Here is a 12485-nt window from a genome sequence, read left to right as displayed (position 1 = left end):
AGTCCGCGCAAAATCAGCCCGTCCGGCGTTTGAGGACTCTAGGGGGCGGAGCCCCCTAGCTTCGGGAAGGGGTGGGCTTGGGGAAAGCAAACCGCCTGAACTCGATCGCCTCGTACGGCCCCGCCACCCCCCTCTCGTACAGAACCCCCACCTTGTCCCCGCCCAGCTGAACCAGGTCCGAATACGCCGCCGGTTGCGTGGAAAGCGTCAGCGCTTTCGTGAACGTGCGCCCCGCGTCCGCGCTGCGCCAGATCGCCATCGACTGGCGAGCGGTGGGGACGGAAGGGCCGGAGAAGAGGAGAGGCCCACCCGCGCCCCGTAGTTGGAGCACACTGCACTGGACCACGGGGACGTCGTTGAGGGTGGGCTGGACCGTGTACGGGCGGTCCAGGGTGAGGGCGCCGTCGGAGGAGTACGAGTCGAGGCGGTTGCCGGTGCTCGTGCCGTGCTGGTCACGAGAGCTGAAGTACAGGCGGCCGTCGGGGAGTTCGGCAGCGATGGACTCGTTGGAGTTGTCCACCCCGTCGTACGAGGCGTCGATGAAGCCCAGTTGCCAGGTGGCGCCGGCATCGTCGCTGTAGAGGGCGTGGGCTCCGTAGTACTTAGTCTCCTGTCCGGTGTCGGGGGAACCGGCCGGCGGGGCGGCGGAGTGGTTGGCCGGGACGACGAGGCGTCCGGCGTGCGGGCCTCGGGTGAGGGCTACCGCGTGGCCTGGGCCGGTGGCGTACCAGCGCCAATTCGGCAGTTTCACCGAGTCCGTGATGTCCCTGGGTGCCGTGAAGCGGCGGCCGTCGTCGCGACTCGTCTGGACGAAGACGCGGCGGCTCTGTTCGGGCGTGACCTCGCCCCGCATGATCTGGGCCTCCGTCACGGCACCGTCGTTGTAGGACGTGAGGAGGACGACCTTCCCGGTGGCCGGATCGACGACCGGCGCCGGGTTGCCGCGGGTGTCGCCCTTACCGGCCGCGACCACGGACAGCGGCCCCCACGTACAGCCGCCGTCGCCGGACCGTCTGAGGACGACGTCGATGTTGCCGGTGTCCCCGGCACCGTTGCGTCTGCCCTCCGCGAAGGCGAGCACGGCGCCCGTTCGGGTTCTGACGGTGGTCGGGATCCGATACGTGTCATAGCCGTTCTGACCCGCCGTGAACGGGACGGAGGAGGTGCACCCCCTCGGCGGCAACTGCCCCGCAGCGAACGCGGTACCGGTGGACGCGAGGCCGGCGGTGAGCCCGGCGACGGCGGCGAGAGCGATCAGGCGGCTCGTGACGGTCACAGATCCTCCGAGAGCTGGACAGGAGTGGGCAGGCGTAAGGGCCAGTAAGGGTCACAGACATGGGACGTGGGATGTCCCGAGTGAACCTAATGTGCACCGAGAGGCACGGCAATACCCGTGCAGCGACAGGGAGTTGAGAGTTCAGGGGCCCTCAGGCGTTCAGAGACCCTCAGGCGTCGCCCGGTATCACAAGCCCCGACTCGTACGCCACCATCACCAGCTGCGCCCGGTCCCTTGCCCCCAACTTGCCCATGATCCGGCTGACATGGGTCTTCGCCGTGAGCGGGCTGAGTCCCAACGCGTCGGCGATCTCGGTGTTGTTGAGGCCGCGGGCGACGAGGGTGAGGACCTGGCGTTCCCGCTCGGAGAGATCCTCAGGACCACCCGTCGCGGAAGCCATGGCGTGCGGGGCGCGCAGGAAACGGGCGATCAAGCGCGACGTCGGGCCAGGCGACAGGAGCGACTCGCCGGCGGCCACCGTACGGATGGCGTCGAGGAGTTCGGCAGGCTTGGTGTCCTTCACGAGGAACCCGGAGGCGCCGGCCCGCAGTGCTTCGACGATGTGCTCGTCGGTGTCGTACGTCGTCAGGACGAGGACCTTCACCCCGGCCAGATCCTCGTCGGCGGCGATGAGCCGGGTCGCCTCGATACCGTCGAGGTCCGGCATGCGGATGTCCATCACGACGAGGTCCGCCCGTTCGGACCGGGCCAGCTCCACGGCCTCCCGCCCGGTGCCCGCCTCGGCGACGACCTCCATGTCCCCGGCCGACTTGACGAGCATCGCGAAGGCGGACCGTACGAGGGTCTGGTCGTCGGCGAGCAGTACACGGATGGCACTCATGGTCAACGGGCCTCTTCTCGATGCACGGACGGCGCAGGCGGCGCGGACGACGCGGGAGGTACAGGCAGCCCAGCCAGCACAGGCAGTACGGCGGTCACCTCGAAGCCCCGGGCGGCCCCCGGCCCGGCGTCCAGTGTGCCGCCCACGCTCCGGGCCCGCTCACGCATCCCGACGAGCCCGAACCCGGGGGTGCCCCCGGCGGTGGGTCCGGTGCCGTCGTCGGTGACCGAGACGTGCAGGGCGCCGTCCTTCTCGTACACGTTCACCTGGATCGTCAGCCCTGGTCCCCCGTGCCGTACCGAGTTGGTCAGGGCCTCCTGCACGATGCGGTACGCGGCGGCGCCCACGGCGGGCGGCGCGTGGTCGGCCCGTACGGTCGACTCGACCCGTGCCCCGGCGGTGCGGGCGGTCTCCGCCAGGTGGGCGATGCCGTCGAGGCCGGGCAGCGGTCCGCGGCCGTCGCCGTGCTCGGCGGCGCGCAGCACCTCCAGGGTGGTACGGAGTTCGCCGCGGGCGGTGCGGCAGGTGTCGGAGATGTCGTCGAGCGCCTTCGCGACGGCCTCGCGGTCGAGGCGGTCCGGGTCGGCGGTCAGGACGTGGGCGGCGACGGAGGTCTGCACGCCGATGAGCGTGATGCTGTGGGCGAGCAGGTCGTGCAGGTCGCGGGCGATGCGCAGCCGCTCCTCGGCGACGCGTCGGCGGGCTTCCTCCTCGCGGGTGCGTTCGGCGCGTTCGGCGCGTTCCAGGGCGGAGGCGAGGTACTGGCGGTGGACGCGGATGTAGCCGCCGAGGAGCAGCACGGAGACGAGCCAGCCGGCGATGCGGATGATCTCACCGAGTCCGTCCGGATTGGTGACCGCGTTGACCGTGAAGGTCATGCCGATGAGGACGGTCCCGACGAGCAGAGTGCGACGGGCGCTGCCGGTGACGGCGACGGTGTAGAGCGCGAGGAGGGTCGCCGGGACGGGGGCGCTGTGGGTGTAGTCGAGCGCGTGGTACGGAGCGATGCAGGCCACCACGGCCAGCATCACGGTCATGGGATAGCGCCGGCGCCAGATCAGCGGGACATGCGCGCCCAGCAGCAGCGTCCACCCGAGGGCGTCGGGCTGGCGTCCGTCCTTGAGGAAGAGGGCCATGACGGTGGTGAGGGCGACCACCGCGGCGGCGAGGTGCGCGTCGTTGCGCAGGGAGGGGACCGCCGGAGGGTGGTTGACGGCGGTCAGGGCCCGCTCGATGAGGGATTGGGGACGCGGCACTGCTCCATCTTCCGTCAGGCGGGCGTCCCTCCGGCAGTGGGAGGGACGCCCGGATGTCTCTACGGGGCTGCGACAGGCTCCGGCTGCCGCGGCGGCTCCTGCCGATCAGGGTCAGGATCCGGTTCCGGTTCGCGGGACAGGCGGCCCGGCCACCACACCTTCCGCCGCAGGGCGACGCTGGCACTGGTCACCAGGTACGTCCGTACGAGGAAGGTGTCCAGCAGCACTCCGACCGAGATCACGAAGCCCAGCTCGACGAGTTGCACCAGGCCCATGTTCATCAGCACGGCAAAGGTTGCGGCAAGGACCAGGCCGGCCGAGGCGATGACGCCTCCCGTCGTGCGCAGTGCGGTGAGCGCGGCGGCCACGGGTTCCTTGCCGGACAGGGACTCCTCGCGCATCCGGTGCATCAGGAAGATGCCGTAGTCGACGCCGAGGGCGACCAGGAACACGAACGAGAGCAGTCCGAGTCCGGGATCGGTTCCCTCGAAGCCGAAGACCGGGCCGAAGACCAGTCCGCCGATGCCGAGCGCCGCGGCCCATACCGCGACCACGGCCGCCACCAGCAGCAGTGGAGCGACGACGCTGCGCAGCAACGCGATCAGGATCAGCAGTACGGAGGCGAGGACGAGCGGCACGACGATCTTCATGTCGCTGGAGTTGGTGTCCTTCAGGTCGAGCTGCTCGGCGCTCGGGCCACCGATGTAGGACCCGTCGAGCTCCGAGCGCAGGGACTCGATCGTGGCGGTCTCGCCCGCCGACTGGGGCGCGTCCTTGGCGATCACGGAGATCTCCGTCCAGCCGTCCCCGCTGCGTCCCCGTTCGGCGCCGGCGACGCCGTCATGGTCACGCACCTTGGCGAGGGTGTTGTCGGCCTGCCCGCTGGGGGTGATCACGTTGATCGGCTGGGTGCTCTGCTCGGGGTAGGCGGCGGCCAGCGTCTCCATCGCGACGACCGCGTCCGGCTTGTCGACGAAGGAGTCCTCCTGCTTGACCGCCCCGGGCAGGTTCAGCATGCCCGTCGCGAGCGCGCCGAGCAGGACCACACCGCCCGCAAGCACGGCCAGCGGCCGCCGCCCGGCGGAACTGCCCATCGCGGTGAACAGCGACCTGCGCTCCTTGGGCCGGCTCCCGAACGCGGGCACGATCGGCCAGAACACCCTGCGGCCGAGCAGCACGAGAAGCGCGGGCAGCAGCGTCATCATCGCGACGAGCGCGCTCAGTACGCCGACGGTGCCCATCGGACCCATGCCGCGGCTGCTGTTGAGATCGGCGGCGAGCAGGCACAGCAGTCCGGCGGCGACCGTGCCGGAGGAGGCGAGGACGGCGGGACCGCAGCCGCGCAGGGCGGCCCGCATCGCGTCGTACGGCCGCTCGATGCGCCGCAGTTCCTCCCGGTAGCGGGCGATCAGCAGCAGGGCGTAGTCGGTGCCCGCGCCGAACACGAGGATCGTCATGATGCCCGTGCTCTGCCCGGAGATGGTCGTGCCAAAGGCCGAGTGGAGGCCGTAGGCGACGCCCATCGAGAGGTAGTTGGCGACGCCCGCGACGGCGAGCGGTACGAGCCACAGCAGCGGGCTGCGGTAGATGAGGATCAGCAGGATCGCGACCACGCCGACGGTGGTGTAGAGCAGCGGGCCGTCGAGCGAGTTGTAGACCTCAGCGGCGTCGGTGGCCAGCGCCCCCGGACCGCCCACCTCGACGCTCAGCCCGCCGTCCCCCTGGGCGACATCGCGTACGTCGTGGACGAACTCGTCCCGCAGTTTCTCGTCGATGCCTGGTTCGTTGCTGGCGACCGGGTACATCAGGGTGGTCCCGTCCTCGGACGGTACGCCCTTGGGGGCTGCGGTCAGCTGGTTCGCGCCCGCGATCTCGTCGACCTGCTGCGCCGCCGTCTCACGGTCGGCAGCGGTGAGCCCGCCGTCCCGGTGATAGACGAGCACCAGCTCGGTGGTCTCGCCGCCGGGCAACTGCTCCTGGATCTTGGCCACTTGGGTGGAGTCCGCACTCGCCGGCAGATAGTCCACGGCTCGGTCGTGCTGCACGTCGGACAGCTTGGACGCGAACGGCGAGGTCAGGGCGAGCACGGCCACCCAGAGCCCGAGCAGCACCCAGGGCACGGCTCGTCGCCGCGTACGCGTGGTTGTCTTTGCGGGTTTCCCGTGGTTTTCGGGCCCCATGCCGGGGTCCCCCTCCCTTGAACGGGTGTCTGGACATCCACCAGACTCCCGGCGGGAAGGGCGGGAATCGTCGCGCGTCAGGGCGACTTCGGGGGTACTGCCGGGGGTGACTGAGGGGACGGATTACTCCCCGGGGAGTAGCGCCGTCGGCGGCAGGAGGGCGTCCGCGCCCGTCTGCCCTACGCCCCTCACGACGGCGTACGCGCCGCAGCCAGCAGCCTCGTCACATCGTCCGAGCAGATCGTCAGCGCCGCGCCCACCGTCGCGAGAGCATCGCGTTCGGCGGGGGTGTACGGGCCGTCGGCCAGCGCGATGCGGGCGCCCTGGAGGAGGATCGACTCGCGGCCGGCGGGGGCGAGGTGCGGGGCCAGTGGGTCCAGCGCCTCGTGGAGCTCTATGGCCAGGCCCGGTCCGCAGGGTCCGGCGTGGACGCGGCCGGTGTCGGCGGCGAGGGCCTCGACGAGTGCGGCGAGCTGGTCCTCGGTGCAGTCCTCGAAGCCGGCCGAGCGTACGGCGTCGGCGGCCGTCTCCAGGGACGTACGGGAGCAGGTGCCGCCCGCGGCCAGGATCGCGAGCGCGACGGTGTGAACGGCGTCGCGCAGCATCGCGGAGAAGCGGGTGGTGGTGGGGTGGTCGAGGACGTCCGCGCCGAAGTGGTCGCGGCAGGCGGCGCACTCCACAACGGGCCCGGTGGCGCCGCGCGGCAGGACCGGCATGCCGAGCAGGGTGAAGCGGCGGCGGCCGGCGAGGCGCTGGTAGTTGCGGTCGCCTCCACAGCCCGGGCAGAAGAACTCACCGTCACCGACTGTGGTCCACGCGGTACGGGTCCCCAGGACGCGGGAGACACCGATCGCGCGAGCGCAGACAAATCGGTCGTTTCGTCCCCAGCCTGGCAGCACGTCAGCACCTCCGTAACCCCGCGGCAACATCGCCGCGCTGGCGTGATGTTAGCCACATCGTCGACTCGGAGTCAGTACCCCGTACGAGGCCACTGTGCGACATGGCCGGTAATCACACCGCGGCCCCGCCCGCCGAGGTGGCGGACGGGGCCGGAGAAAAGCAGGTGAACGGGCTTAGCCCGACCGGCACTTGGAGGGCGGCGTCGCGGGGTCTGGCACGCACATCTGCCGCGTTGTCGTCGGTCGCGATGACTCCGCCATCACTCCCTCCTCCGCCTTGCAGCTGCACGCTCCCCCACGCTCGGCTTCGCTCGCGCGGGGGGACCCCCATCGCCCCCGCTCCTTCTCCCACCCTCCAAGTGCCGGTCGGGCTTATCGCGCCGCGCGGTTGACCGCGGAGACGACCGCCTTCAGCGAGGCGCGTGTCGTATTCGCGTCGATGCCGATCCCCCACAGGACCTTGTCGCCGATCGCGACCTCGATGTACGAGGCGGCCTGCGCGGAGGCGCCCTCGCTCATCGTGTGCTCCTGGTAGTCCAGCAGACGCGCGTCGACGCCGATGCCCTGCAGCGCGTGGAAGAACGCGGAGATCGGGCCGTTGCCGGTGCCGACCAGGGTGGTCTCGGCGCCGTCCACCTCGGCCTCGACGGTCAGTGTGTCCACACCGTCCTTGTCGGTGGTGGACTGGCCGTTCCTCAGCTGGATACGGCCCCAGGCGTTCTCGGGGTTCGGCAGGTACTCGTCCTGGAAGATCGCCCAGATGTCCTTCGGCGTGACCTCGCCGCCCTCGGCGTCCGTCTTCGCCTGGATGATCTTCGAGAACTCGATCTGCATCCGGCGCGGCAGATCCAGCTTGTGGTCGTTCTTCAGGACGTACGCGATACCGCCCTTGCCGGACTGCGAGTTGACGCGGATGACCGCCTCGTAGGAGCGGCCGACGTCCTTCGGGTCGATGGGCAGATACGGCACCGCCCACTCGATGTCGTCGACCGTCTTGCCCTGCTCCTTCGCGGACGCCTCCATGGCGTCGAAGCCCTTCTTGATGGCGTCCTGGTGGGAGCCGGAGAAGGAGGTGTAGACGAGGTCGCCGACGTAGGGGTGGCGGGCGTGGACCTCCATCTGGTTGCAGTACTCGGCGGTGCGGCGGACCTCGTCGATGTTCGAGAAGTCGATCTGCGGGTCGACGCCCTGCGAGAACAGGTTCATGCCCAGGGTGACCAGGTCGACGTTGCCGGTGCGCTCGCCCTGCCCGAACAGGCAGCCCTCGATACGGTCGGCGCCGGCCATCAGCGCCAGCTCGGCGGCGGCGACGGCCGTACCGCGGTCGTTGTGCGGGTGCACGGACAGGCAGACGTACTCGCGGCGCGACAGGTTGCGCGACATCCACTCGAAGCGGTCCGCGTGCGTGGAGGGGGTCGAACGCTCCACGGTGGCGGGCAGGTTGAGGATGATCTCGCGGTCCGGGCCCGGCTGCCAGACGTCCATGACGGCCTCGCAGACCTCCAGGGCGAAGTCCAGCTCGGTGTCGGTGAAGATCTCGGGGCTGTACTGGTAGCCGAAGGTCGTCCGCTCGTCCAGCAGCTTCTCGGCGTACTCCATCACCAGCCGCGTACCGTCGACGGCGATCTGCTTGATCTGGTCCTTCGAGCCGCGGAAGACGACCCGGCGGAAGACGGGTGCGGTGGCGTTGTAGAGGTGGACGGTGGCGCGCTTGGCACCGACCAGGGACTCCACGGTCCGCTCGATCAGATCCTCGCGGGCCTGGGTCAGTACGGAGATCGTGACGTCATCGGGGATCGCGCCCTCTTCCTCGATGATCGAGCGTACGAAGTCGAAGTCGGTCTGCCCGGAGGCGGGGAAGCCCACCTCGATCTCCTTGTAGCCCATCCTCACCAGCAGATCGAACATCTCGCGCTTGCGGGCGGGCGACATGGGGTCGATCAGGGCCTGGTTGCCGTCGCGCAGGTCCGTGGAGAGCCAGCGGGGGGCGACGGTGATCCGGTTGTCCGGCCACGTGCGGTCGGGGATGTCGACCTGGTCGTACGGGCGGTACTTGTGGATCGGCATGGATGTGGGCTGCTGGCGGTTCGCCATGATGCGTGGGCTCCTCGTGGTGTCCGGAAGGACGGCCGACGGCGCAACGCCAGACTCCGCGGGGAGGGGGTCGGCCTCGACTACAGGCCCTCGCCGCGGCAGCTAAGGAGAAGCAGCCCGAAACGCATGATGCGAGGAATGCTAGCGGAGCCTGACTCCGAGCGAGGGTTCGTATCAGTATGCGGGACCACGGAGGAATACGACCCAAAAGGTGCACAAGGCCACAGAGGCCCACTACAACGCGCCTTTCAGGGGCGCGGGGAACTGCGCGACAAGCCACAACGAACCCGCAGCCATAACACAACGGGTAACCCCCACGGCGCCCATATCCACACGTTTCACCAATCATGGTTGCGCCTAGTGACACCAAAAGCACTCAGTGCAAAGGTGCGGTCATGACCGCGAACCGTGGCTTTGAGCCCACCTTCTGCACCATCGTGCCGCCCCACGTCCTCGACACCCTCGCCCAGTCCGAGGACCCCGCGCTCGCGGGCCCCGCCCGCCGCACCTTGGAGCGCGACGCCCTGGAGCGCACCCACCGCCGCCTGACCACGGTCATCGGCGCCCCCACCCTCGCCCCGCCGGAGGCCCTCGCCGACCAGCCGAACCGCACGATCCACGACGCCAAGCACAAGCAGGACCTGCCCGGAAAGAAGGTCCGCGGCGAGGGCGACAAGCCCGGCAAGGACGCCACGGTCAACCGCGCGTACGCCGGCCTCGGCGCGACCTTCGACCTGTTCCTGAAGGCGTACGAACGGAATTCGATCAACGGCGAGGGCCTGCCGCTGAACGCGACCGTGCACTTCGGCGAGGAGTACAACAACGCCTTCTGGAACGGCGAGCAGATGGTCTTCGGCGACGGTGACGGCGAGATCTTCCTCGACTTCACGATCCCCGTCGACGTCATCGGCCATGAACTCGCCCACGGCGTCACGCAGTACACCGCGAACCTGACCTACTTCGGCCAGCCGGGCGCCCTGAACGAGTCCATGTCGGACGTCTTCGGTTCGCTGATCAAGCAGTACACGCTCGGCCAGACCGCCGCCGAGGCCGACTGGCTGATCGGCGCGGGCCTGCTCGCGCCGCGCGTCACCGGCAAGGCGCTGCGCTCCATGAAGGAACCGGGCAGCGCGTACGACGACGATGTGCTCGGCAAGGACCCGCAGCCCGCGACGATGGACGACTACGTGCAGACGGGCCGCGACAACGGCGGCGTCCACATCAACTCCGGCATCCCCAACCACGCCTTCTACCTCACCGCGACCGCCCTCGGCGGCAACGCCTGGGAGCGTGCGGGGCAGATCTGGTACGACGTGCTGACCGGCGGCGAGCTGGACTCGAAGGCGGACTTCGCCGACTTCGCGAACCTGACCCTGGCGCAGGCCCGCGCCACGTACGGCGAGGGCGAGGAACTCCAGGCCGTCACGAAGGCGTGGGAGCAGGTCGGGGTACCCACGGCCTGAGCGCGGGGCGCGGACCCGGAGTGGCCGGGCGGGCGCTTTCGTACTAGACAGGAAGCATGCGTATCCAGGTGAAGCGCACGGGCGGATTCGCGGGCATCGACCGGCACGCCTCGGTGGAGACGGCGGGGCGGGCCGATGCCCAGGAGTGGCACGACCTGGCCAAGCAGGCCGTAGCCGCCGCCCGCCAGACCCCCCCGATCGGCGTGCCGGACGGCTTCAGCTACCAGCTCACCGTCGACGGGAAGACGGTGTACTGCTCGGATCCCCGCTTGACGGAGGAGCAACGGAAGCTGATTTCAAGGGTGCTGAAGGAGGGCGCGTAACGGCCAGTTCTCGCCGGGCTGTTGACTTCTGTTACCGCCGGTAAGGATGATCCGGTGCATGGCGAGCGATGCGCGCGGCGCGACCAACCCCATACCCCAGTTCCCGGCCGACTTCCTCTGGGGCGTATCCACCTCCGCCCACCAGATCGAGGGCGCCGCGGACCAGCGCGAGCCCTCCGTGTGGGACGCCTTCACGGCCGAACCGGGCCGGGTGAAGGACAACTCCACCGCGGCGGTGGCCTGCGACCACTACCACCGCTACCCCGAGGACGTGGCGCTCCTCCGCGACCTGGGCGTGGGAGCGTACCGCTTCTCTATCTCCTGGCCCCGCGTCCAGTCCCCCGGCGGCCTCGACTTCTACGACCGCCTGGTGGACGAGCTGGTGGCAGCGGGCGTACGGCCCGTTCCGACGCTCTTCCACTGGGACCTGCCGCTCGCGGTGGACGAGGAGGGCGGCTGGCTGCGACGCGAGACCGCCGAGCGTTTCGCCGAGTACGCGGCCCTCGTCGCCGAACGCCTCGGTGACCGGATCGACAAGTGGATCACCCTCAACGAGCCCGCCGAGCACACCCTGTTGGGCCACGCCCTCGGCACCCACGCACCCGGCAAGCAGCTGATGTTTGACGCCCTCCCCGCCGCCCACCACCAGCTGTTGGCCCACGGTCTGGCCGTACGGGCCCTGCGCGCGGCCGGAGTCACGGACATCGGGATCGCCAACTCGCACGGCCCGACGTGGCCCGCGTCCGACGCGGCAGCCGATGTGGAGGCGGCCGGTTTCTACGACCTGCTCCTCAACCGGCTGTTTGCCGACCCCGTCCTGCTGGGCCAATACCCGGAAGGACTGGGCGAGTTGATGCCCGGGGACGTCGACGCCGACCTGAAGGTGATCGCCGAGCCGCTGGACTGGTACGGGATCAACTACTACGCACCGACCAGGGTGGGCGCACCTCAGGGCGCCGACATCCAGTTCGGCGGTTTCACACTTCCGGCCGAACTCCCCTTTTCCGTAAGGGAGATCGAGGGTCACCCGGTCACCGACTTCGGCTGGCCCGTGGTCCCGGAGGGACTGACGGAGCTGCTGACCAGCTTCCGTGACCGCTACGGCGACCGCCTCCCGCCCATCGTCATCACCGAGAACGGCTGCTCGTACGAGGGGATCGACGACCAGGAGCGGATCGCGTTCCTGGACGGCCATCTCCGGGCGCTGCACCGGGCGTTGGAGGCGGGCGTCGACGTACGCGGGTACTTCGTGTGGTCACTGCTGGACAACTTCGAGTGGGCGGAGGGCTACGCCAGGCGCTTCGGCCTGGTTCACGTCGACTACGAGACGCTGAAGCGGACACCGAAGGCGTCGTACGGATGGCTGCGGGACGTACTGCGCGCACAGCCCTGAGACGGAGCCCGTTTTCGGGCAACCATCAACTGCCTTCGGCCACTTCCTCCAACCATCAGAAGAATCACTTCCGCATCTCTTGCGATCACGCGCCACTCAGGCCTCAATAGACCTCGACTCTTTCTTTTGACGGGCCGTCAGATCTGACCCCGCGCAGCATTTCCGCGCCCCACCCGTGGGCGGTCCGTCAACCGTTCCCACATGGCAACTCCCCACCAAGGAAAGGGAATCCGATGAGACGCAAGCGGATCGGAATCGGTGCGGCCGTCGCGGCCGGCACCCTCGCAATGACGGGCTTCGTCCTGGCCCCCAGCGCCGCCGCGGTGGTCCCGCAGTCGGCGACCATCACCGCGGACTGCGGCACCCTCGGCGGCGGCGAGGCCACCCTCACCGCCACGCAGGACGGCACCTCCGCCACCATCACCGTCAGCTCCACCGAGATCACCGCGCCGATCGCCCTCGGCGAGGACTCCATCCAGGCCTCGCTCACCATGGTGAAGGCGAGCGGCGGCACCACCGCGTTCACCGGCACCGAGAACCCCGCGATAGCCGCCGGTGAGGGGGTCACCGTCGGACCCCTGACCGGCACCGTCGCCGCCGGGGACAGCCTTGAGGCGAACGGCGGCTCCCTGGACCTGACGGTCCTCGGGATCAACCTCACGTGCACCGCCCAGGGACCGCAGTCACCGGGCCCGTTCGTGTTCGAGTAAGCCCAAGCCCCACGGCAAGTTCCGTACCCCCGCACAACTCCGTACGTGAT

General features: G+C 69.6%; 10 protein-coding genes. 4 read left to right on the top strand and 6 right to left on the bottom strand.

The window, feature by feature from the left end; all coding sequences use genetic code 11:
* Positions 1-55 precede the first annotated feature (55 nt).
* The 6 genes from ACYVO6_RS06630 to leuA form a co-directional block, all read right to left on the bottom strand.
* Positions 56-1276: a sialidase family protein gene (locus ACYVO6_RS06630; protein ID WP_461058203.1), complete on the bottom strand. Its 1221-nt coding sequence runs from the start codon at positions 1274-1276 to the stop codon at positions 56-58.
* Between the two features lie 169 nt (positions 1277-1445).
* Positions 1446-2117, bottom strand: coding sequence for a response regulator transcription factor (locus ACYVO6_RS06625; protein WP_461058201.1), 672 nt, complete (start codon positions 2115-2117; stop codon positions 1446-1448).
* 2 nt (positions 2118-2119) lie between these two features.
* Positions 2120-3373 carry a sensor histidine kinase gene (locus ACYVO6_RS06620; RefSeq protein WP_461058199.1) on the bottom strand — a complete coding sequence of 418 codons (1254 nt, stop codon included), beginning with the start codon at positions 3371-3373 and terminating at the stop codon, positions 2120-2122.
* 59 nt (positions 3374-3432) lie between these two features.
* On the bottom strand, positions 3433-5553 hold the full coding sequence (locus ACYVO6_RS06615; RefSeq protein WP_461058196.1) for an MMPL family transporter: 2121 nt from the start codon (positions 5551-5553) through the stop codon (positions 3433-3435).
* Between the two features lie 188 nt (positions 5554-5741).
* Entirely contained in the window at positions 5742-6452 is a 711-nt protein-coding gene (locus tag ACYVO6_RS06610; protein WP_461058194.1) for a TerB family tellurite resistance protein, read from the bottom strand.
* Positions 6453-6824: 372 nt separating this feature from the next.
* Positions 6825-8546, bottom strand: coding sequence for a 2-isopropylmalate synthase (gene leuA, locus ACYVO6_RS06605; RefSeq protein ID WP_461058192.1), 1722 nt, complete (start codon positions 8544-8546; stop codon positions 6825-6827).
* A 395-nt stretch (positions 8547-8941) separates the two neighbouring features.
* Between leuA and ACYVO6_RS06600 the strand changes: the two genes are divergently transcribed.
* The 4 genes from ACYVO6_RS06600 to ACYVO6_RS06585 all read left to right on the top strand — a co-directional run bounded on the left by ACYVO6_RS06600 (position 8942) and on the right by ACYVO6_RS06585 (position 12435).
* A complete protein-coding gene (locus ACYVO6_RS06600) occupies positions 8942-10009 on the top strand; it encodes a M4 family metallopeptidase (RefSeq protein ID WP_461058190.1) in 1068 nt (355 codons plus the stop codon).
* A 56-nt stretch (positions 10010-10065) separates the two neighbouring features.
* Positions 10066-10332 (top strand): protealysin inhibitor emfourin, encoded by a 267-nt coding sequence (locus ACYVO6_RS06595; RefSeq protein WP_388671865.1) that lies wholly within the window; start codon positions 10066-10068, stop codon positions 10330-10332.
* Between the two features lie 58 nt (positions 10333-10390).
* Positions 10391-11725 carry a GH1 family beta-glucosidase gene (locus ACYVO6_RS06590; protein WP_461058188.1) on the top strand — a complete coding sequence of 445 codons (1335 nt, stop codon included), beginning with the start codon at positions 10391-10393 and terminating at the stop codon, positions 11723-11725.
* 233 nt (positions 11726-11958) lie between these two features.
* On the top strand, positions 11959-12435 hold the full coding sequence (locus tag ACYVO6_RS06585; protein ID WP_461058186.1) for a hypothetical protein: 477 nt from the start codon (positions 11959-11961) through the stop codon (positions 12433-12435).
* Positions 12436-12485 lie beyond the last annotated feature (50 nt).

It is taken from the genome of Streptomyces pseudoechinosporeus (assembly GCF_054783935.1).
Note: the sequence above shows the minus strand (reverse complement) of the source record. Positions and strands in the feature narration are given on the sequence as shown.